Source organism: Pseudovibrio sp. FO-BEG1 (assembly GCF_000236645.1).
In the GTDB taxonomy this organism is placed as follows: Bacteria; Pseudomonadota; Alphaproteobacteria; order Rhizobiales; family Stappiaceae; genus Pseudovibrio.
The window spans coordinates 1008764-1030995 of sequence record NC_016642.1 but is presented as its reverse complement, the minus strand read 5'-3'; the positions used below and the strand labels follow the sequence as shown (position 1 = coordinate 1030995).

At 51.4% G+C, this 22232-nt stretch carries 17 protein-coding genes; 9 read left to right on the top strand and 8 right to left on the bottom strand.

Going from position 1 to position 22232, the window contains the following annotated elements:
* The first annotated feature begins 154 nt into the window (after window positions 1–154).
* The 4 genes from PSE_RS04755 (at window position 155) to PSE_RS04740 (ending at window position 4411) form a co-directional block, all read left to right on the top strand.
* Window positions 155–769, top strand: a complete 615-nt coding sequence (locus tag PSE_RS04755) for an NAD(P)H-dependent oxidoreductase (RefSeq protein ID WP_014283817.1) — start codon at window positions 155–157, stop codon at window positions 767–769.
* A gap of 323 nt (window positions 770–1092) precedes the next feature.
* The gene (locus PSE_RS04750) at window positions 1093–2925 is read left to right on the top strand and encodes a cation:proton antiporter (protein WP_014283816.1); all 1833 of its coding nucleotides are present in this window, start codon (window positions 1093–1095) and stop codon (window positions 2923–2925) included.
* A gap of 191 nt (window positions 2926–3116) precedes the next feature.
* On the top strand, window positions 3117–3545 hold the full coding sequence (locus PSE_RS04745; protein WP_051125878.1) for a hypothetical protein: 429 nt from the start codon (window positions 3117–3119) through the stop codon (window positions 3543–3545).
* 77 nt (window positions 3546–3622) lie between these two features.
* A complete protein-coding gene (locus tag PSE_RS04740; RefSeq protein WP_014283814.1) occupies window positions 3623–4411 on the top strand; it encodes a nuclear transport factor 2 family protein in 789 nt (262 codons plus the stop codon).
* A gap of 108 nt (window positions 4412–4519) precedes the next feature.
* Here PSE_RS04740 and PSE_RS04735 read toward each other — a convergent pair whose 3' ends face one another.
* On the bottom strand, window positions 4520–5308 hold the full coding sequence (locus tag PSE_RS04735; protein WP_014283813.1) for a hypothetical protein: 789 nt from the start codon (window positions 5306–5308) through the stop codon (window positions 4520–4522).
* Between the two features lie 628 nt (window positions 5309–5936).
* Between PSE_RS04735 and PSE_RS04730 the strand changes: the two genes are divergently transcribed.
* From PSE_RS04730 to PSE_RS04720, 3 genes are read left to right on the top strand one after another with little or no spacing between them, the layout of a single operon-like run.
* Complete coding sequence (locus tag PSE_RS04730; RefSeq protein ID WP_014283811.1) at window positions 5937–7172, top strand: YcaO-like family protein; 1236 nt, start codon at window positions 5937–5939, stop codon at window positions 7170–7172.
* Entirely contained in the window at window positions 7169–8734 is a 1566-nt protein-coding gene (locus tag PSE_RS26895) for a TfuA-like protein (protein ID WP_014283810.1), read from the top strand. Before PSE_RS04730 ends, PSE_RS26895 begins: the two co-directional genes overlap by 4 nt.
* 41 nt (window positions 8735–8775) lie before the next feature.
* Window positions 8776–9000, top strand: a complete 225-nt coding sequence (locus PSE_RS04720; RefSeq protein ID WP_014283809.1) for a hypothetical protein — start codon at window positions 8776–8778, stop codon at window positions 8998–9000.
* A gap of 957 nt (window positions 9001–9957) precedes the next feature.
* Here PSE_RS04720 and PSE_RS04710 read toward each other — a convergent pair.
* The 5 genes from PSE_RS04710 to PSE_RS04690 all read right to left on the bottom strand — a co-directional run bounded on the left by PSE_RS04710 (window position 9958) and on the right by PSE_RS04690 (window position 16433).
* Window positions 9958–11241 (bottom strand): amino acid permease, encoded by a 1284-nt coding sequence (locus PSE_RS04710; protein WP_014283807.1) that lies wholly within the window; start codon window positions 11239–11241, stop codon window positions 9958–9960.
* A 212-nt stretch (window positions 11242–11453) separates the two neighbouring features.
* On the bottom strand, window positions 11454–12830 hold the full coding sequence (locus PSE_RS04705; RefSeq protein WP_041767983.1) for a tyrosine phenol-lyase: 1377 nt from the start codon (window positions 12828–12830) through the stop codon (window positions 11454–11456).
* 1031 nt (window positions 12831–13861) lie between these two features.
* Complete coding sequence (locus PSE_RS27420) at window positions 13862–14032, bottom strand: hypothetical protein (protein WP_208998087.1); 171 nt, start codon at window positions 14030–14032, stop codon at window positions 13862–13864.
* Window positions 14033–14115: 83 nt separating this feature from the next.
* Window positions 14116–14382 (bottom strand): hypothetical protein, encoded by a 267-nt coding sequence (locus PSE_RS04695; protein WP_037038275.1) that lies wholly within the window; start codon window positions 14380–14382, stop codon window positions 14116–14118.
* A gap of 971 nt (window positions 14383–15353) precedes the next feature.
* On the bottom strand, window positions 15354–16433 hold the full coding sequence (locus tag PSE_RS04690) for a hypothetical protein (protein WP_041767980.1): 1080 nt from the start codon (window positions 16431–16433) through the stop codon (window positions 15354–15356).
* A gap of 617 nt (window positions 16434–17050) precedes the next feature.
* On the opposite strand from PSE_RS04690, the gene bamE reads away from it, so the two are divergent.
* Both bamE and PSE_RS04680 read left to right on the top strand, forming a co-directional pair.
* Entirely contained in the window at window positions 17051–17440 is a 390-nt protein-coding gene (gene bamE, locus PSE_RS04685) for an outer membrane protein assembly factor BamE (RefSeq protein WP_014283804.1), read from the top strand.
* 204 nt (window positions 17441–17644) lie between these two features.
* Entirely contained in the window at window positions 17645–18091 is a 447-nt protein-coding gene (locus PSE_RS04680; protein WP_041767976.1) for a DUF134 domain-containing protein, read from the top strand.
* Window positions 18092–18282: 191 nt separating this feature from the next.
* Here PSE_RS04680 and pheT read toward each other — a convergent pair whose 3' ends face one another.
* Together pheT and pheS are read right to left on the bottom strand one after the other, a co-directional pair.
* Window positions 18283–20706, bottom strand: coding sequence for a phenylalanine--tRNA ligase subunit beta (gene pheT / locus PSE_RS04675; RefSeq protein WP_014283802.1), 2424 nt, complete (start codon window positions 20704–20706; stop codon window positions 18283–18285).
* A gap of 27 nt (window positions 20707–20733) precedes the next feature.
* The gene (pheS, locus tag PSE_RS04670) at window positions 20734–21816 is read right to left on the bottom strand and encodes a phenylalanine--tRNA ligase subunit alpha (RefSeq protein WP_014283801.1); all 1083 of its coding nucleotides are present in this window, start codon (window positions 21814–21816) and stop codon (window positions 20734–20736) included.
* Window positions 21817–22232: the final 416 nt, after the last annotated feature.

Below are 22232 nucleotides of genomic sequence, written 5' to 3'. Positions count from 1 at the left end.
AGCCATCCTCAGCGAGAAGGCAGAATCCAGCAATAAATTGGCTAGATACGGCATTCCCCAAAATCGTTGAAGCCACAATATTTGGCGCAACGCGGTCGCCAGTCATCCCAGGTACATCCGGCGTCTCGCACATGACACGACCTAGGAGATACCAATGAACATCCTCATCCTGAACTGCCACCAACACTACGCCTTTTCCGAGGGCAAGTTGAGCCAGACACTGGTTGAGCGCATGAAGGTGCAGCTTGAAGCTATGGGCCATGCCGTGCGCACTGTAGCGACCTCTGGTGAGTTTGCAGTTGAGACCGAAGTGGCGAACCATCAATGGGCTGATACGGTCATTTTACAAATCCCGGTGAACTGGATGGGTATTCCGTGGAGTGCCAAGCGCTACATGGATGAGGTTTACACTGCAGGTACAGCAGGCGCGTTTTGCAACAATGATGGCCGCACCAGTGAAGCGCCTAAAAAGAACTACGGCAACGGCGGCACGTTGACGGGTAAGACCTATATGCTCTCCCTTACGTTCAACGCTCCAAGTGAGGCATTTAACGACCCTTCAGAGTATCTGTTTCAGGGCAAGTCTGTAGACGATCTGTTTTTCCCTCAGCACATGAACTTCCGCTTCTTTGGCATGACAGGTTTGCCGACATTTGCTTGCTATGACGTTCTCAAAAATCCTGAGATTGAGCAGGATTTTGAGCGGCTGAGCGCTCATCTGAATGCAGTATTTGAGAAAAACTCTGTCACAGATAAAGAACTTGTTTAGTCCGCGAAGGAGGTAATCTCCCTCCCCTACGACGAGCTCACTCGTCGTTGTATGCCGTCGTCAGTCTCCGCGCTGATGGCGGCTTTTTTGACTACCGGGCCTGCGCGACACAGTAAGAACCTCATCGCGGCGGCGTTTCAGTGGAGACCTTGTTTATTTGGCTCATGCCTATAAAAACTTAAGCATGATCCCGTGGTCGATGTGTGCTGAACTTCAGCGCAGAGTTTGAGCTATCGGCTCTTTGTAGATCCGGGTGGAAGGACGGTTCCACCGGTTTTGCGCTTTCGACCACACACCTGCCACGGCTACAGAGGGTATTGACCGTGACCGACTTTCTTATTCTCGCCTTTGTCTTTCTGGTTGCGGGCGTCATCTCTGTGCCGATTGCTTCACGCTTCGGCCTTGGGTCTGTTTTAGGCTATCTGATTGCCGGCGTTGCCATAAGCCCGATCCTGTCGGGGCTGAATGTGGACGTGGTTGGGGTTCAGCACTTTGCCGAGTTCGGCGTGGTGATGATGCTGTTTCTGGTTGGGCTTGAGTTGGAACCAAAGATGCTCTGGTCCATGCGCCAGCGGTTGCTTGGGCTTGGCGGTTTGCAGGTTGGCCTAACCACTGTGCTGGTTATGGGCGCGGCTATGTTGCTGGGCCTTTCCTGGAATGTAGCGTTGGCGAGTGGTGTACTGCTTTCGCTGTCCTCAACCGCTATCGTACTACAAACACTGAGCGAGAAAGGCTTGTTGCGGTCAGACGGTGGGCAGGCCAGCTTTTCCGTGCTGCTGTTTCAGGACATTGCCGTCATTCCAATCCTTGCACTTCTGCCATTGCTCGCTCTGCCAGAGCTTGCTGGTGTTGCGGGAGACATCGCTAGTCATGGTGCGCATTCAGGCGCTGAAGAAGGTGGCAGTTTAAGTCTGGTGGAGGACTTGCAAGGCTGGCAGGCAGCGCTGGTTACGATTGCTGCGATTGCCGTTGTGATTGCGGGCGGTTTTTATCTCACCCGACCTATCTTTCGCTACGTTGCCATGGCGAACCTGCGGGAAGTTTTTGTAGCGACGGCTCTGCTGTTCGTCATTGGCATCGCCTTGCTGATGACGCTGGTTGGGCTGTCTCCGGCGCTGGGAACGTTTCTGGCGGGTGTCGTGCTTGCAAACAGTGAGTATCGGCATGAGCTGGAGAGCGATATCGATCCGTTCCGCGGTTTGTTGCTTGGGCTGTTTTTCATCACGGTTGGCGCTGCCATCAACTTTGAGCTACTGCTGGCTAATCTGGGTATCACCCTACTGCTCACGATCGGTCTCATCGCGATCAAACTCTTCGTGCTTTTGGTGCTGGCACATCTGTTTCGGCTTAAGGGCAGTGCCAAGTGGTTGTTTGGTCTCAGCATGGCGCAAGCAGGTGAGTTTGGCTTTGTGCTGATTTCCTTCACGGTGGCCAATCATGTTCTGCCACAGGCGATTGCTGATCAGTTGTTGCTGGTGGTTGCCATGTCGATGGTTCTGACGCCTGCGCTGTTCATTTTGTACTCGCAGGTGATCCAGCCGCGGCTGGCCTCCAAGGATGAACTACCTATCGATGAGATTGCTGAGAAGAGGCCGATCATCATCGCCGGGCATGGTCGGTTTGGCGGTGTCATCAATAACATGATGCGGACAGCTGGCTATAAGACAACGGTTCTGGATTACTCCTCCGCTCAGCTGGAGATGCTGCGAGCTTATGGCCTTCGTGTGTTCTTTGGGGATGCCACGCGACCAGACTTGCTGCGTGCCGCTGGGATCACTGAGGCTCGCTTGTTTATCGTTGCGATTGATCAGCGGGAGGCTGCCACGGAGTTGGTGCGCCACGTGCGCAAGCATCATCCGCAGGTGAGCATTGTGGCGCGTGCGGTCAATCGCCATCACGTCTACGAGCTTTACGCAGCAGGCGCCCACCACATCATCCGCGATACCTTTGACAGCGCCGTTCGGGCGGGCCGATCTGCTTGGGAGGAGCTGGGCATTCCCAAAGACAAGGCCGAGGAGATGGCGCAGAATTTCGTCAAAGAGGACAAGCAAGTTCTCAGAGAGTTGGCAGAGCATTATGACCCGACCGTGCCAGCCCACGAAAACACCGAGTACATCAACCGCGCCCGCGAGCTGATCTCAAAGCGGGATCAGTAAGTTGACGCCTCAGGAAGGCCTTGTGACGACACAGAGCAATATCGGAAAAGCTGTGCCTTCTATCGCAGGTTCGTTGACTGAGTGTGGTGGCTGAGGCAGGGAGGTGGGGCTTTGCCAGCTTTCCCAAAGGTTTAGGATCTATTGTGGCTGGGTGTTCTTTGATTGAGTGATGTGAGCTGGACGTTTTGAGTATGTTTTTAAAGCACTGCGGGTTGGTCGTTTGCTTGTTGTTGGCGGCCTGCAACGGGGAAGACCAGACGACTGCGGTTTCTGATGTGAGTGCGACCAGTATTGCTGAGAATGTTGTCAGTGCCTCTCAACCGCGTTCTGTTGTTATCGAGAGTATGCAGGTTGCCTGGCAAAAGGCATCGGCATTGGAAGAGCAGCTTGGGTCTGAGAGGAGCCTGATGTCAGTCACTTTCACTGAAGTTGATCCACAGAGCCATACGCCCATCGCCTCCCCGCGGCTTTCCGTGAAAGAAAGACTGTCACTGGCAGAAGCGGCGATCAGGCAAGCACCGGGGTGTTATTATCACGGCTATGACCCTGCTACCAACGCAGTTGAGGGTTTCATGTGGGAGGAGCTCGACAACATCATCATGGTGTTGGCTGAGTGTTAGCTGATTAGGATTTTCTCCGGTGCCTAATGCGCTTATAATGCCCTCCAAAATTACATTATCAGTTTTTAGGGGCGAAGATGGACGCTGTTCGCAAGCTTAACAATGCCAAGGGCCTTTATCTGGATGGCATTCGCGATGGTAAAGTGCGCAAAGCAATCCAAAACTACACGGGTGATCGATATACCCAGCACAGCACCGGAATTGCAGATGGTGCCGACGGCTTCATCGCCTTTTTTGAACCTTTCATTCAAAAGAACCCTGACCGGGATATTCAGGTTATCCGAGCGTTTTCTGATGGTCGCTTTGTCTTCCTGCATGTTTATCAGGATCTGAACAACGGCGCGGCCAAGTGGGTGACAGCCGATATCTTTGATACGGACGATAATGATCGCATCATCGAACATTGGGATGTCATTCAGGCTTTTGCAGAGCGCACGCCTTCAGGCGACAGCATGATTGGCGGCAGCACCGAAACCACTGATCATGACAAGACCGAGGACAACAAGGCTCTTATTCGGGCGTTTTTTGACAAGGTACTGATTGACGGAGACAGCGAGCATATTGCCGCTTACCTTTCAAAGGCCGATTTCACTGATCATACACCCCAGTTCAACGGCGAGCCGGGTGGCCTGCAGAGCTTTGCACAGGCCCCGACCAACCCAGCTGAAAGTTCCTGCTACCGGGAACTGCACCTCCTTATGGGAGAAGGTAATTTCGTCGCCACGCTCAGCTGCCTACAGCATTGTGAGGAAGACTGGGCTCGGATCGATCTCTTCCGCCTCCACCAAGGTGCAATTGTTGAGCACTGGGCTGTTCAGGAAAAGATCCTCCCCAAAGAGCAATGGGGCAACTCGGGTAAGTTTTAACTAGGATAAGTAACGCTTCAGGAATGAGAGCTCGTTTGCGGATGCTATTTCGCAATCGAGCTCTGTTTTGACTGGCAAGCTGCGTTTCTTGCCTTCAACTCCGGTGACTTATTTGAAGACGCAGCGGTTGATGGCTGGCTCTTTGCCATCCAGTTTTTTCGAGAGGATCTTGGCTACTCCCAGTGGCGCGCCAACCATAAGCTCTGTTCCCGTAGAACTGACGGATTTAACCGAGCAGAGCTTGTCGTGGAACGAGCTATCACAGCAGGTGCCGTCACTGTTGCTGTCGCCGGGGGCACATAACCATGGGCCAGCAATCTGAAAACCTGCCTTGGGGCTAGGCACTGCCGGGCAGGAGCAGATGATCTCGTCGTCCTTTACCGGTCCGATCCCCGGAAAATCCTTGCCTTGCGTGCTGTTGAAGCAGAAGCCGCCATCGCACTGCGCTGAATAGCCAGCGGGGGCATCCTCGCTGTTTGGGCAGGTGTACATTGCCATGGGTTCGCCGAGCTTTTCGCTTTTGGGATCATAGTCAGCTTCCATCTGGCGTGGGGTGGCGTAGGTGCTCACTGTGAAGCCGTTATCGATGCCAGCTTTCAGCAGATCGCAGACGTCCTTCTTCTCGCCATTCTCTTCATAATGAAACGGCAGAGAAATGCTCTGTTCATTCAGCGCATCGCACTTGCAATAAGCAACGGTATCGACCGTCCAACACTTGGCGGTGGCACACAGAGCGAAAGCGTTGGGCTCATCCTGCGATACCGGGCACTCCTTGAACAGACTTGGGTCCGTGCTGGCGTCCGCACTGGTATCTGTCTGGGCAATGCTGCTGCTGAGCATGGAGAACGTGATTACGAGCCCCAGCGCAGCTAAACGAGAAAGGGATTTCAGCGGCATGTGTACTCTCCTTTATGGATAGAACCACTGCCGCCTCACGGGCTCATACTCAGAGGTTCCCAGATGCAGGCGAAGGTGCAGTGCTGTCATGTCGCTGAGTGGCAGAATGCGTGCTTCGTCAGGTGTCAATCCGACGCCCCTCACCCACCTTCACGATGCCGCTTATTGCTCTTTGATCATTCTGGGCATCGATAGCTGGCACATCTGCATTCAGGACAGTCGTAGGGATCAGACACAGACGTGACACTGAAGGTCCGCTGAGAAGCGCGTGAGATAGTTGTATGATGGAAACATGAATCCCAACATAAAGACGACCCACGATTTCTGCTTGAAATATAGGGGGTTATATTTGGTGAAGTTATTTAACATTAAGCAAATCAATACAATCACATGCCTTAATAGGTTGCTTACTACAATATGTATATCCCTTGAATTTCATTCAAATTTTAATTAAAGTCATTCCACTCAAATAGATAGATTAATAAATTTAAGCATTTTACTCACCGCACAACAGCAACATTCAGAAAAATTCATCAACCAGGAGCAACGAATACAGTTTAAACACCACATATGCTTCTTACATGATATACAATTAAGTAGAATCAACGACAGAGTAACTTTGAGACATATGGCAGATAAATCTTACTTAAGGGGTACACACAGAGCAGTTCCGCCATCAGTTACGCTGGAACGTGTTTTACCTCATTTGGATAGATACGGGATTACGCGAGTTGCAGATATCACTGGCCTTGACCGCATAGGCATCCCTGTTTTCGCTGCTTATCGGCCTAATGCACGCTCTGTCTCAGTATCCCAAGGTAAGGGATTGAGCAAATCAGCGGCCAAGATCTCCGGAATAATGGAAGGCATTGAGATTTGGCATGCAGAGCATATCAAAAAGCCACTACGCCTCGCGAGCTTTAGTGAAATGTCCGAGGATGTAGCCGTAGTCAATGTTAAACAGCTACCCGCCAAGAGCACTAGTCGCTTTCATGACCACATGCCAACTCTTTGGATAGCTGGTACCGATTTTACAAGCGATGATGAAAAATGGGTGCCTTATGAATCCGTACACTCAAACTTCACATTACCATTGCCTAGTGGAAGCGGCAGTTTTCAAATAAGTACAAATGGCTTAGCGAGCGGTAATACTTGGTTTGAAGCGGTAAACCACGCAATTTCCGAAGTTATTGAGCGAGATTGCATGGCACTTTGGGCATTGCGAGGAGGTCCATCAAACCCCAATGATCGGGTTGATCTTACAACAGTTCAAGATCCAGACTGCCGTAGCGTTATAGATATGTTGGAAGCCGGAGGACAAGCTGTTGGAGTCTGGTCTGTCACAAGCGATATAGGCTTACCTGCATTTGCCTGTGTAATAGCGGATCGTACTCCCAATCACCTAGGAAGACACTATTACAGTGAAGGTAGCGGTTGTCACGTTAAACGCGAAATTGCGTTGCTTCGTGCCCTTACTGAAGCTGCCCAGACTCGTCTAACCTTTATTTCTGGAGCCCGCGATGATGCTCATCGTGACGTCTATCTTTCCATGCGTGAGCCTTCAAGAGTTAATAAGTACCTCACGTGGATTAATGAACCAACAGCAGCCCCATCTGTTCATTTTGGAGCTACGCCTACCTTTGAGACAGCTTCTTTTGAAGCGGATGTTGAAATTCAAATCAATCTATTGCGTGAGGTAGGCCTGAGAGAAGTCGTTACTGTTGATCTAGAGGGGAGAACTCCCGGAATCGAGGTGGCAAAGGTCATCATACCTGGCTTGGAAGGTATTCATGATGCACCTGGTTATGTTGCTGGTCGCAGAGCACAAGCACAGCAACAAACTCTCACTGGAGAAGCGGCATGAAACCAGTTGTCTTTCTCGGCCCAACTCTGCCTCTTTCCGAAGCAAAAAAAATGCTTGATGCGGATTACAGGGCTCCCGCTTCTCAGGGTGATGTATATAAAGCGGTCAAAGATGGTGCACGCCTGATTGGCATTATTGACGGATACTTCGAACGCATCCCAGCAGTCTGGCACAAAGAAATACTATATGCGCTTGATCAAGGTGTGCGAGTATTTGGTGCATCAAGCATGGGGGCGTTGCGTGCTGCAGAGTTGCACCAGTTCGGAATGGTGGGTGTCGGCTCTGTGTTTGAAGCCTATAGAGATAGGCAAGTCGAAGACGACGATGAAGTTGCCATTGTACATGGGCCACCAGAGCTCGGTTACCCCTCCCTTTCAAATGCCATGGTCGATATTCGCGCCACTTTGAGTAAAGCCAAGAATGAAAGGGTAATTAAGGATGACTTTACGCATACATTTCTAAAAGTCGCAAAGTCCCTGCATTTCTCGCAGAGGTCTTATGATCGTGTTTTTCAGGATGCTAAGTTACCCGCAGAAGAGTGCGTTTCTTTTCGTCGTTGGTTAGAAACAGGACGCGTCGAAGCAAAACGTACAGATGCGCTTCAGATGCTTCGAGATATCGCAAAATACACCGAACAAGACCTATTTGAGTATCAAGCACAGTTTGCATTTGCACATACTGACACTTGGGAGCGTATGATACGTCAGATAGAACCGGCAGTAGATGGATTGGCCTATGAGGAACTGCTAGAAGAGCTTAGATTAGATCCTGGTACGTACAAAACAGCTATCGAAATAGCACTAGCACAGGTTTTGGCGGAACGTGAAGCTTCTCGGGCGTGTATTATAGCGAAACCGGATGAGTTTGAGCGAAAGTTTGCCGAGTATCTTGTGAGCCGCAATATTGTTCTACCTCAGGACATTAAGAGTTGGATGTCAGAACAAGCCCTCAACGAAGATACCTTTCAAACATTTATAGAAAAACATCAACGAATTGATGTAGTTAAAGGACTATTGCACGCTGACATAGTTCGGGCACTACCCGATACACTGCGTGACTTAGGTATCTTTGGGAAGCTCAAAAAACGTGCCGAGGACAAGCGCGAATATCTGGCGAGAAAAGGCTTATCAGGGGTCGAAGCTGCAACATCTGAGCTAAGCTCTGACGATCTGCTAGAATGGTATTTCACAAAACATCTTGGCGCTAGTGTACCGTTACATCTAGACGCCTATATTCGTTCACTTGGCATTGACTATAAGCAAGCATTTATTGAAGCCATATTTAGAGAGTTTCAATATCATCAAAAAGAAGAAAGCAAGATCATAGAAAAAGGTTTTGTATTCGATGATTACGACCAAGATATGCTGATCGCTTTAGATGGTGAGTATTATCATATTTCTGAGGAAGATTGGAAATCGCTCCCATCAAGCCCAATCGCAGAAAATGAGAATATTGCGAACCTCGTCACAAATGGTGCAACAATAGCGAAAATTGACCATCCAACTAAAGCAAATGAGCAAGCTATATTACTGAACATCGACTTAGTTAAAGGAATTGAGTGAGCAAGAATTGCAATTTTTTAAGGAAAGGGAGAAAATTTTACATGAGCCGAGATCTTATTATCGCGCATCAAGGCCGTTGCTACGAGCTTTCTGGGAGTAAGATTACTTCCTTACATAAACGCAAGATCAACCACAACAATCGTGTTGCTGATCTTGTTTCAGCAGGTGTACCGCTTGCCAGCATTCCCAACCTACCAGGCGATGATGTGTGCAGCGCAAGAATGGCCACCTGCTTTTTGTTGAATATGGATGCTTTAGACGATTAAGGAAGATAAGGAGATTTCATGTGAGCCAAAATATTATTATAGCACACCGAGGTCATTGCTACGAACTATCTGCGGGTAAAATTAAGTCTCTCCATAAACGCAGCGTTAATCAGAACAGCCGAGTAGCAGATCTCATATCAGCAGGGGTTCCACTTGCCAGCATCCCCAACCTGCCAGGTGACGGCACCTCCAGTTCTTTGATGGGCACCTGCTTTTTATTGAACATGGATGCTTTGGGCGACTAAAAATTTTGGAGAATCTTGTATGAGCCGAGATATTATCATTGCACACCAAGGTCATTACTACGAACTTTCTGCGGGTAAAATTAAGTCTCTCCATAAACGCAGCGTTAATCAGAACAGCCGAGTAGCAGATCTCATTTCGGCAGGTGTACCCCTTGCTAGTATCCCTAACCTACCAGGTGATAGTGCGTGCAGCACAATGATGATGACCTGTTTTTTGGTAAACATGGACGCTCTGGACGACTAAGTAACAGTGAAGGCTTAAGTACCTGCCACTCCCCCGATGTCTGCAATAGCCTGCGATTTGTGACAAGTTTTACAACTACAACAGTTGGCAATATCTCCCTCACTTGGACAGGTTTGATTGCTAGCGTGGCCCTTAATCGACCTTAACCGTATCTTACTTGAAAACACCCCAAACCTGCCTCCCAGCGGGTTTGGGGTGTTTTGTTTGGGTCGGAACGGCAGAAAACTTGCCGCAGCCGGGAAGGGCTGCGGCAAGTCTGCAGCTGGCAGCAAAGGGCCAGCTGAATGATTGCGGGAGCTTTGGCAGAAACCCGCAATCAAAATTTGCCCCGACTAAAAGTCGTGTTTCTTGCGATCTTTTCAGAGCGCCTAAAGCAGTTCGGTTCCCATTAGATCGATTGAACTGCTTTAGTTTTTTTGCTTCTGCGTGTCTTTGTCTGAAAAGCGTTTCGGCTTCTCAGTCAGACGCTTAGCCGAAGATCGGCAGGTTACCGGTCAGCTCGAACGCGGTGATGATGAACACCAGAATACCGAAGCCGAAGACCATTGCCTGACGGGCGTTGCCACCTGGGACCTGGTACATGTTCGGATTCCGCTCACGGCAGATGCGCACCATGACGATTGGAGCCAGCAGTGAGAAGATCACCAGAACCACACCCGCATAACCGATTGCAGCGATGAACCCGTGAGGGAACAGAATTGCAAGGATGATGGTTGGAACGAAGGCGATGCCGACTGTCTTCGCTTTACCGGCAACGGTCGCTGTGTCGAACTTGAACAAGTCAGAGATGTAATCATACAGGCTGAGGGACACGCCTAAGAAGGATGTTGCAACAGCCATGTTGCCAAAGATCTGCAGGATGACAGAGATGTTGGCACTGATTCCAGATTTGCTCAGAGCGCCGATGATGTTACCGATGTTACCGCCTTCTGCGATGATTGCAGGGAAGTCATCACGGGAGATGTTTCCGAATACTGCGAACATCCAGAGGAAGTAGAAGAAACCTGCAAGGAAGATTGCGATCAGCAGCGCCTTGCTGGTGCGCTTCGCATCCAGCCCCAGATAGTTGGTTACGGTTGGTACGGTGATCTGAAGACCAAAACTCGCCACCAGGAAGGAGATGGTGTAGAACGCATAAGGCATGCGATCACCAAGAGAGATCTCCGGGAACAGGTTGGCTGTTGAGGAATTGCCGATCAGTGAGCTCAGGCTGATCATGAAGGTGATGATCATGCCGCCGATGAGAACGGTGTTCACACGGTCAACCGCTTTGGTTCCCATCATCACAATCGACAGAAGCACGACTGCGAAGATCAAACTCGCAACCCCGGATGACATGTTCACGTCACCGAAGATGGACAGCGAGTATGTGATGATTGAGCTGCCGCCTGAGATGTAGGCGTAGGTCAGAACATAGCACAGGAAGGCAACGGAAAGGCCGTTTACGATGCGGCCAAAGTTGCCAATGGTGCCCTTTGCAAGGCTGTCGTAGTTGGAGCCTTCAGGGAAGTGCAGCGTGACTTCCATGATGTACAACGATGCGGTGTGCATGATGTAACCAACGACGATCATCAGAACCAGACAGACGGTGAACCATACACCACTGTTGGCTACTGGCAGCGAGAACATGCCCGCGCCGACGGCGGTGCCAGCAGCGATCACACTGGCGCCCAGGATAGTGCCCTGACTTTTTTTGGTAGTTTGCGGTTCAACTGTCTCTGCAGTCGGAACCTGCTCAGAAGCGATGGTCATAGTGAGCCTCCCAACTCCGGCGTTTTGCCGTGACCAAGAGAGAAACCATCTGCCGAATTGAATATGCCCCGCGGCAGAGCTTTCCCGAAAAGCGCACATAGGCTTACGATGGGTAAATCTTGTGCTTTGATAACAACAGAGGAGAGCACTCAGGCTCTCCTCCAATGCAGTTTACTCTATGACTATTTCTAGTCACTTCAATAGCTTATCGCTTAAACTTCTGCGAAACGGCCGGTGAAGAAGCGCAGTACCTTAGGCTCGAATGTGAATTCCAGACCTTTGATGCTTTCACGGTTTTTGTAGAGCTCGATGATTGCGTCTGCGACGTAGTCCATGTGAGCGTAGGTGTATACGCGGCGTGGGATTGTCAGACGAACGGTTTCGAGTTTTGGACGGTGGTGATCACCGGTCTCGATGTTACGGCCTGCGGAAACGATACCGCGTTCCATGGTGCGTACGCCGGAGGTGCGGTAGATCGCAGCTGCCAGTGCCTGTGCAGGGAACTTGTCCTGTTCCAGATGCGGCAGGAATGCGCGTGCATCGAGGAAGATTGCGTGACCGCCGTAAGGCTTAACCATTGGCACGCCAGCTGCGTCCAGACGCTCACCCAGGTAGCGGATCTGGTTTACGCGGTGTGAGATGTAGTCGAACTCACAGGACTCTTTGATGCCGATTGCCATTGCTTCCATGTCGCGGCCTGCGAGACCACCGTAGGAAGGCATACCTTCGAACTGAACAACCATGCCTTTTGCTTCAGCGAACAGTTCGTCGTCGTTCACACACAGGAAGCCACCGTTATTTGTCAGGCAGTCTTTTTTGCCGGACATGGTGCAGCCGTCGCCGTAAGAGAACATTTCGAAGAGGATTTCCTTGATGGATTTGTCTTCGAAGCCAGCTTCACGCTCTTTGATGAAGTATGCGTTTTCTACACAACGGGTTGCATCGTACATCACTTTGATGCCGTGCTTGTGGCAGAGTTCGGATACTTCTTTGATGTTGCCCATGGAAACAGGCTGGCCACCAGCGAGGTTCACGGTTACTGCAAGACAGATGTAAGGGATCTTGTCGCCGCCGACTTCGTCGATCAGTTTCTGCAGTTTTTCGATGGAAACGTTACCTTTGAACGGTACGTCTGCTAGATCCGGATCGTGAGCTTCGTCGCAGATCACGTCTACGAACTTCGCACCGTTACGCTCCTGGTGGAAACGTGTGGTGGTGAAGTACATGTTGCCAGGTACGTAGTCGCCTTCTTTAATGGTCAGAGAAGACAGGATGTTTTCTGCACCGCGGCCCTGGTGAGTTGGGATCAGGTGTTTGAAGCCGAAGTATTCTTTTACAACTTTTTCGAGGTTGTAGAAGTTTTCGGAGCCAGCGTACGCTTCGTCGCCGACCATCAGGCCTGCCCACTGCTTGTCGGACATTGCGGAGGTGCCGGAGTCGGTCAGCAAGTCGATGTAGCAGTCTTTAGACTTGATGAGGAAGGTGTTGAAGCCAGCTTCCTGAATTGCATTTTCACGACGCTCATCGTCGATGAAGTACATTGGTTCAACAGATTTAATCTTGAACGGCTCTGGCATAAACTTAGTCATAAGAACGTCCTCTTACTTACTTCTTTACCAATTGGGCGGAAAGAACGGATCTTTCCGAATTCTCAGGAAGTGAAGAAAATAGTGATTTCCTGAAGTTTATTTACTTGCGAATGGAAATCTTTCTCTCTTCACCAATCTTCATCAACTATTAGATATCCAAATATTCGATCATCACAATAAGTAACAATATCCATATGTGAATAAATAATCGTTTTTATATACAGATCACAGCGACATATACCTTTATGCAATACACAAGGCGCTGATAGTTACATGCGCATTACTTGACCATACAGAGTATTAATCTGCATAATCTTGGTTGTGCTGTGATCTGTATATTGTCTCCGCAGCAAGTCTCAGGCATGCCGGTGCCGTTCTTCTGCTCCAATGCGCTCAACACTTGGAAGACAGGATTAAGACAAACGCCATTATTCTGAAGCAAACAGGGCACACCTGCAGCGCAAACCGGAGGTGCCGACTGTATTGCTTATATCAAGACACAGTTCTTCGGCCACTTAGGGGGTGTGGTTTCAGAGTGAGTGTCTGATATTTACTTGTTTTGGAGAGTGCTGCATGTTTGGCTGGCTTCTGCTCTCTGCATCTTTGGCGGACTATAGGAGGCAGAAGGCGAGCTGACATGCGGCCGTGCAGCAGGAGCGACTCCACTGCAGGCGAAAGGTCGTTAGACGAGGTGCAGGTTGTTGGCCATGGATACATCTTCGATGTGCCAAGGCAGCTTATCTCTTTTCAAGATATTCAAATACAGCTGATACCAGCGCATTTTCCCAGCCCCAATGTAAATTCATCATTGAACTTATTACACACTCAGGAGTTTGGGCGAATTGGCCTGAAAGTCAAAAAGAAAAACTACTTAGGTACAGGGGCTTGGTGGGGACAGGGCTACCGCGACGCGATGTACTTGCCTTTACAACCTCCCTGAAATACCAAGGGTTTTCTGGATTTTACCGGCGGGCAATGCGCAAGTTGCCGCATCTCAAAACATCATATTTATTCCACAATAAACTTATATATTAGCGATAGCTGCTAATATTTTTATATTGATTGGCATGAATCACTTTCACGTTCAGGCAGAGCACATGCGTGATTTGCACCGGGATTCGCCGCAGCTTTAAGCTTACAAGAGACTGGCCTGCGGGGTGAGCGCAGACCAGCAGGGTGCCCATAAGCTTCATCAGCCCCATGCGAGCTGTTGGAGGCCCTCAGCGGGGCGTGCTGTGATGCGGGGTGGGCGCAAAGCGCCGCGAGCACCGTTACAGCGATTGGGTCATGAAGCTGTTGCTGTGCTTATCGGCTGCGGAAAGGCGACCCGCTCCAATGTTCCGCAGGTCTTTTTCAGTGCTTCAAGGCGGTCACACAAAGCGTAGTGCAAAGTGAACAAAGCATCCCGTTCCGTGCTGTGTTTTAATCGCTCACTCAGCACTAACTGCTGCATGTAAGCGAGGTTCTCCAAATCGGAGACAGCAATGGTTACTTCGTCAATTTCATTCTGAAGAGTGTTTGTGGCGCTGCATGCGCATGCGGAGTCGTCCATATTCAAAGCCTCGTTGTTGGCTGTTGAAGGACCGCGCGACAGGAAGCTTTTGGAACCCACTGGCGAGCGGGAGGCCAAAAACCTGACAACGACAGGCGGGCTTATTCCCCTCCGAAGAGAGTATTGTATTCGCCGCCCTCCCGCTCATAGCAAAGGGTTTGCGCACTTTTGGAAAAAAGGCACAAAAAATCCGCTAGTTAACGGGAGCGGGTACCGCGTTGTGAGAGGTTTTGGGCCTCACCCAAGAGCATGCAACCAGATGCATGCGGTGTCAATGGGCAAGGACTGCGAGCAAGGGTTGTGTAGCTGTGGGGAGACGGTTTAGGTGGGGAGAGGTGAGAGCCCTCAAGCCGTCATCCCGCACTCGATGCGGGACCCAGCTGGGCGCTCACTGCATTCGGTGGAAAGTGATGCTGCACTCCAAAACACAACCTCATTGCTTCACCACCCTGGGTCCCGCATCGCACTACGCTTGTGCGGGATGACGGCGGAGGGGATGACGCCGTAGTTCTGCTCTTGGCGAGGTTGGTTGGGGGTACTTGTGGAGTGGCTGCACTAGAGCACGAGAGAGCAGCAACTCGGGAAGGTGCAAGGTGAGAGCCCCCCAGTCGTCATCCCGCACTTGATGCGGGACCCAGCTGAGCGCGCACTGCATTCAGTGGAAAGTGATGCTGCATTCTCAAACTCAACCTCATTGCCTCATCGCTCTGGGTCCCGCATTGCGCTAAGCTTGTGCGGAATGACGGCGGAGGGGGAAATTGGAGAGAAACAATCTCCCGGAGTGCCTTTTGGGAAAATGAGTAACAGGCGACCAATCTTGAAGTAGTTTTCTATACGCTGATCGGAGTTGAACTTACCTAAGATACCCTCGGGTTCCTAGTGGTTCCAGCGCACACTTTGATGGTCTAGAGGTCCAAACGCATTTCAACCAATGGCCATCAGTTGATCAAAATGCCGCAAGTTTCGAGCACTCACGAATGCAATCGTTTCCTGAGAATGCCTTGCATCATCGATTTAACGTCTGGAAGATGGAATGCATTTTGAACCTTATACTCACCCCAAAGATTCAAAATGAAACCTGTCCTAATCTGCTGGACAGTCCGATTATACCTTATCGCGTTCATCTCACCTCTAACAGGATCTTCGAAGCAATCTCCGTAGCTACGTTTAACACGCTTCAAGTAACTAAGCGCGCCTTGTTTATCTCCCTTAAGCGCCATTAAGAAGGCTCTTGATAATCCAAGTAGCATCCGATCTCTGTCGTCGTGGAAAGTTTGCTCGTGCATATCATGGTACCGTAGGCACTCTTTCAAACTCCCTTGCGTAAAAGGGTCATAGTTAAGCACGTCTTCCGGGATTGGTTTCATCAGCTTGTATATGGCCGAGGACATAGCCTGTCCTTGCCATTCAAAGTATTCAGAAAGGTAGCCCATTGTGACCTTGCACCAAGGCAATCTGTCAAAGTAAAAATCTTGCTGAATAAGCCTTGAAACGCCAGGTATCAGGTGAGGTAAAAACTGCTTATTTACATGTTGGTTCAGTTCAACGGATTTACACACATCAAGGAAGCAGATTTCAATAGGCCCGCCTTGCCATGTCTGTTCCAGTAGATCTCCAACATTCATTTGCACCATATGTTTAAAGGGGGCGATATTCTCTTTTAGAACATGAACAAAAGATGTTCCGAACTCGTAGTTCACGTCACCGAACTGTTTGTGTTTCACTTGCCCGTTGCTAGGTGCAGGCATAACACCCAACTCATACCCATAGATCAGCTTTCGCTGAGATTGTGTTGTTCCGGCACCTGAGCTTTCAACACTCTGGTTATCCATTATGCCTTGGGCCATACCAACACACGAAGCCCCCATAAAGCTGCCAGCGTCTACGACAACCCCGCGACCTGTATAAACGCTTTTGCCTAAGGAATAGAGCAGGCGCCGTTCTTTTCTGGACAACATGCCAGGAGTGTTCATGACATTATCAGGTGCTACAACGTCCTCAAACGGAATTTCATCGTTAACGCAACATGTCTGTTCAACTTGGAATGCCATGATCGCCCCCATACACACAACCTATGCGCGATATTAACTCAGCGTTAGCTATGGGCTCAACAATTAAATTCACAAAAGATAATTCGAAGTGCGCACTGGTTTGATTAACGCGAACCAGTAAGCCCTTGCGGGGATAAGATTGGTTTTGGGCGGCGGGAATGATGGGCTGCCCAAGGCTTTTTCTCAGAGCACTTATTCCCCTTTTTGCGGGGGAGGCGTCGGTTTGGATGGTACCGATCTACCAATTTCCATAGGAACGCAGAAAAACGCAAAATTGCACATAGCAACGCAAAATGCCGCATAGCGCGTTATGCCCGTTTTATGCTCGCGCGTTTGTGATGGGATCTTCCACATGCTGGGTGCAGGTTGTTTTGCCGACATTGGTGCAGCAGTAAAGCGCACCTCCCTCTAATGCGCTGAAATTATTAGATTAATTCACTCTCCAGAATACCCTTGATAGATATGACACGAGTCTTATCTCAGGTTTACAGCGCTCTTATATGAGGCCACGCTCAATTAAGAGAACGAAGGTCTATTCCCATCGGATAAGACCTCGCGGTGCGTTGGCCAACACATACCAACGCAAACCAACGCAAAGGGGCATAAGTTTGCGGATTGTGCATGTTATCCTCACTCTGGGGCTTGGCCTTAGCGTTTCCGGCTGCGCTTCTGTGGGCAATGAAAGTCTTCGCCATTTGACCCGTGAGGGATTGGATGGGCAGCTGGAGACTGGCAAGACCACCAAGGAAGATGTGCGCGTTGCTTTGGGCGATCCGAACACGACGGACTTCACCGATAGCGGCAATGAGATCTGGAAATACAGGCATGTACGGACGCAGGCGAAGGTTGAGAACTTCATTCCTGTGGTTGATCTGCTTGCCAGCGGACAGGATGTGACCACCAAGGAAGTGGCCCTGTTTTTTGACCGTGATGGATTGCTGAAGAACTACACCATGATTGAGGTGGAAGACGAGGTTCGCACCGGACTTATCACCGCGAACATGTAGCATAGATTTTTCATCGGATTTAGGCGTCTGGCGCGTAAGTGTCGGGCGCTTTTGGCGTTTATGCTCGTTGATGTGTGGAGTTATGCCCTTATCGCGGGGTGCAGTGCGGGGTTGATAATGAGCATATGTTCATTTCCTAACTTGTCAGTCTGGGTTTAGAGGCGCACTATAATGAACATATGCTCATAATAAGGAGTGTTTGTTATGCCACGACCAAGAAAACCACGCCGCATTCATGGAGCTTCGGGTGCTCAGTTTTTCAAGCCGCAGGGTGTGCCTTTGCGCCAGCTTCGCGCTGCTGTGCTGAGTGAAGACGGGATGGAGGCGTTGCGTCTGGCGGATGCCGAGGGGCTGGAACATGCTGCGGCGGCCGATCTTATGGGGATTTCACGGCCCACGTTTTCACGGCTGGTTTCTCACGCGCGCACGGTGGTTGCCACGGCGCTGAGCGAAGGGCTGGCGCTGAAGATTGAGGGTGCTGCTGGTGCAACTAAAGGCTCCTGCAAGCCGGAGAGCGAGCTGAGTGACGAGGACTGTCAACGCATGCAACGCCGCCGTCGCCGCGGCTTCTGCGGGCGTGCGAGCGTGATCTCTGAGGCGATTGTGCCGGATGAGGTGGCGGAAGGTTCTGAGGGCGCTGCGGAGGCTTAGGGCGGTTGTTGCTGAGGGTTCTGCGGGCGTGTGATGGCTGGGCTTTGGCGGTGAAGCGTTGTTCCCGTTGGCCCGCGCAGTTATGCCCTCACCTGCTGGCATCATTTTCCCGACTTCTCAATAAAAAACGCGGATTCCAGATTTTTCCGGAATCCGCGTTTTCAAGTTTTATCAGCGTTGTTCAGCGGAAGTTATCCGCGCAGGGTACCGCCGGTAGCCTTTTGAACGGACGCAACAATCTTGTTTGAGACCGCCTCGATATCCTCATCGGTGAGGGTCTTCTTGGTCGGCTGCAGGGTTACATCGATCGCGAGAGAGCGCTGGCCTTCCGGCACGCCCTGCCCTTCGTAGATATCGAAGAGATTCACGTTTGTGATCAATGCCTTATCCGCACCTTTAGCGGCTTTCAGCAGCTTCTCAACCGGGGTAGAGCTGTCTACCAGGAACGCAAAGTCCCGTTTTACCGGCATAAGATCCGCCGCATTCAGCGCACCCTTGGATTTGGTCGCTTTCTTCTTCGGCTGAGGCACAGCGTCGATGAAGACTTCGAACGCCACGAGCGGGCCTTCAATGTCCAATGCTTCCAAAGTCTTAGGGTGGATCTCACCGAAGTACGCCAGGGTGTTTTTCGGGCCCATTTTGAGGGCACCGGAGCGGCCTGGGTGGTAGTAGGATGGGGCGTCGGTGAAGACCATCAGGTTGCCTACCTGTGCACCGATGGACTGCAGTACCGCACCCGCATCTGCCTTCGCGTCGAAAACATCAATGTTTTCAGCGTTTCCAGACCAGTGGCGACCAGAGCCAGTTGGTTTGGCAGTACCGCGGCGGATGCCGGCGATGACCATCTTCTGGCCTTTTTCGCTATCGTTTTCAAAGACTTGGCCGACTTCGAACAGGGCAACATCTGCGTAGCCGCGGTCGGCGTTGCGCTGAGCTGCGGTGAGCAGGCCAGGCAGCAGGGACGGGCGCATGTCGGACATGTCGGATGAAATCGGATTTGCCAATGCTAACACAGGGTTACCACCGCCGAAGTGTTCTGCGTGGGCTTTTGGAATGAAGGACCACAGAACGGCTTCGTCCATACCGCGTGCAGCGAGGGCGCGGCGGGCATTGGAGCGGCGGATCTGGCTAACAGTCAGAACCTTCTGAGAGACAGGCTCCATGCGCGGCAGGGTAGCAGTTGGCACTTTATCGATGCCGACGATGCGCATAACCTCTTCTACCAAATCAGCTTTTCCGTGTACGTCCGGACGCCAGCTTGGAGGAGAAACCTTGACTACATCGCCGTTACCAGCGACCCAGAAGCCCAGCAGGGAGAGGATAGCTTTGATCTCGCCGTGGGATACTTCCAGACCGGAGAGGCGCTTTACTTCGCTGAGTGGGAAGTCGATGATGCGCTCTTCCTGAGGCACTTCTCCTACAACGTGGGTGTCGGATGCTTCGCCGCCGCCACACAGGTCCATGACCATTTTTGTAGCAACTTCAAGGCCTTCCACCATGTACGCCGGGTCTACACCGCGCTCGAAGCGGTAGCGTGCGTCGGTAGATACTCCCAGTTTACGACCGGAGCGGGCGATGTTGAGGGGATCCCACAGAGCGCTTTCGATCACCACATTGGTGGTGTTTTCGTCACAACCTGTTGATTCTCCACCCATAATTCCGCCGAGGGACTCCAGACCGTTGTCGTCAGAGATGACCACGACGGTTTCATCAACACCATAAGTTTTTCCGTCGAGGCCAACAAGTTCCTCGCCGGTTTTACCGTGACGGATGGTCAGGTTGCCGGAAACCTTATCTGCATCAAAGACATGCAGTGGGCGGCCCTGATCGAAGGTCATGTAGTTGGTGATGTCCACGAGGGCATTAATCGGGCGCAGACCGATAGCAACCAGACGCTTCTGCATCCACTTTGGAGACGGGCCGTTTTTGATGCCACGGACCACACGGTAGCCGAATGCAGGGCAGTGTTCCGGGCTATCTCCCAGATCCAAAACAACTTTTAGGTCGTTTGCGTTGCTATGTGCGTTGATTTGCGTTTTTTGCGGGGTTTTTAGCGTTCCTAAGCCGGAAGCAGCCAAATCACGCGCAATACCGAACACGCTTGCACAGTCGGAGCGGTTTGGAGTCAGGCCGATTTCGATGACCGGGTCATCCAGACCAGCATATTCAACATATGGAACGCCAACTGGTGCGTCTTCTGGCAGGTCGATGATGCCGTCGTGTTCGTCGGATAACTCCAGCTCGCGCTCGGAGGCCATCATGCCGTAGCTTTCTACGTCACGGATTTTGCCGACGGACAGGGTTACATCTAGACCAGGGACGTAGTCGCCCGGTTTTGCGAAGACGCCAACCAGGCCTTTGCGGGCGTTTGGTGCGCCGCAAACAACCTGCAGCGGGTCACCTTCGCCGGTGTCCACTTTCAGCACGCGCAGACGGTCTGCGTTTGGATGCTGTTCAGCTTCCAGAACGCGGGCAATCTTGAATGTGCCGAGGCGATCCGCTGGATTGGTGATTTCTTCCACTTCCAGCCCGATCAGCGTCAGGCGCTCAACAATTTCATCAAGGCTTGCATCGGTCTCAAGATGGTCCTTGAGCCAGGAAAGGGTGAATTTCATTTTTCTGCTCTTTACGTTTGGACCAAATTACTTGGAAAGACCGGCCATCAGGGATGGAATGTCCAGCGGGCGGAAGCCGTAGTGCTTAATCCAGCGGACGTCAGCATCGAAGAAGGCGCGCAGGTCGTTCATGCCGTATTTCAGCATGGCCAGGCGGTCGATACCGATGCCCCATGCGAAGCCCTGGTACACATCCGGGTCCAGACCACAGTTGCGCAGAACGTTTGGATGCACCATGCCGCAGCCGAGGATTTCCATCCAGTCGTTGCCGGTGCCGATTTTCACTTCAGCGCCGGAGCGGTCGCACTTCACGTCCACTTCCATGGATGGTTCGGTGAACGGGAAGAAGCTTGGGCGGAAGCGCAGCTCTACGTCGTCCACTTCGAAGAAGGACTTCAGGAACTCTTCCAATGTGCCTTTCAGGTGGCCGATATGCGTGGTCTTGTCGATCACGAGGCCTTCCATCTGGTGGAACATTGGAGTGTGGGTCTGGTCGCTGTCACAACGGTATGTGCGGCCCGGCATAATCACGCGGATTGGCGGCTGCTGGTTGCGCATGGTGCGGATCTGCACTGGTGATGTGTGCGTGCGCAGCAGCATGCGTTCGCCGTCTTCCTTCTCGTTGAAGAAGAAGGTGTCGTGCATTTCGCGGGCTGGGTGGCCTTCCGGAAAGTTCAGCGCGGTGAAGTTCAGCTCATCTGTCTCGATGTCCGGGCCTTCAGCAACGGAGAAGCCCATGTCAGCGAAGATGGCGATCAGCTCGTCTGTGACCTGAGAGATCGGGTGGATGCGGCCTTCTTCTGCCGGTGTGGTGCGCAGAGGCTGGCTCACATCAACGGTTTCAGATGCGAGGCGCGCGTTGAGTGCTTCTTCTTTCAGCACCTCTTTGCGGGCAGCGATTGCCTCACCAACGCGGTTTTTCAGGCCGTTGAGCGCTGGACCCATTTCCTTGCGCTCTTCCGGGCTCATCTTGCCAAGCGTTTTCATTTTTTCAGAAACGCTGCCCTTTTTGCCAAGGGCGGCAACGCGCACGTCTTCCAGTGCGGCTTCGGAGTCAGCACCGGCAATCGCGGTGTTAATCTCGGCTTCGAGTGTTTCGAGGTCGGACATAATCCCTCAAGGGTTTGCATGTGCCAGCAGCTGCACACAGTTCGAGTCACAGCCGGGCAGATAAAATTCGTGGAGGTCTTTTAACGAATGCGGGCAGCGCAATAAAGGGGCTGATTGATAATCAGGCTCTTAGATTTCCTCAATACTCCCGTTTTTCATCGGAAACTGAGGAATTTAGACCGTCTGCATCGTTGAGGCGGCACGTGGGATGCCACGCCCTGCCCCGCTGCCTAAACGCTCATGGCTCAAGTGAAGGCGCACAAACGGGCGAGCACAAGGGCTCTACGGTGCGGTTCACTCATGCATTGGGAGCTTTAAGCCAAGCGCATAAATCGCCCACACGCTGGACCGTCATGGACACGGGCGGTGATCTTTACAGCGATGTGCACGCGCAGCGGCATTGGGAATCCTTTGAG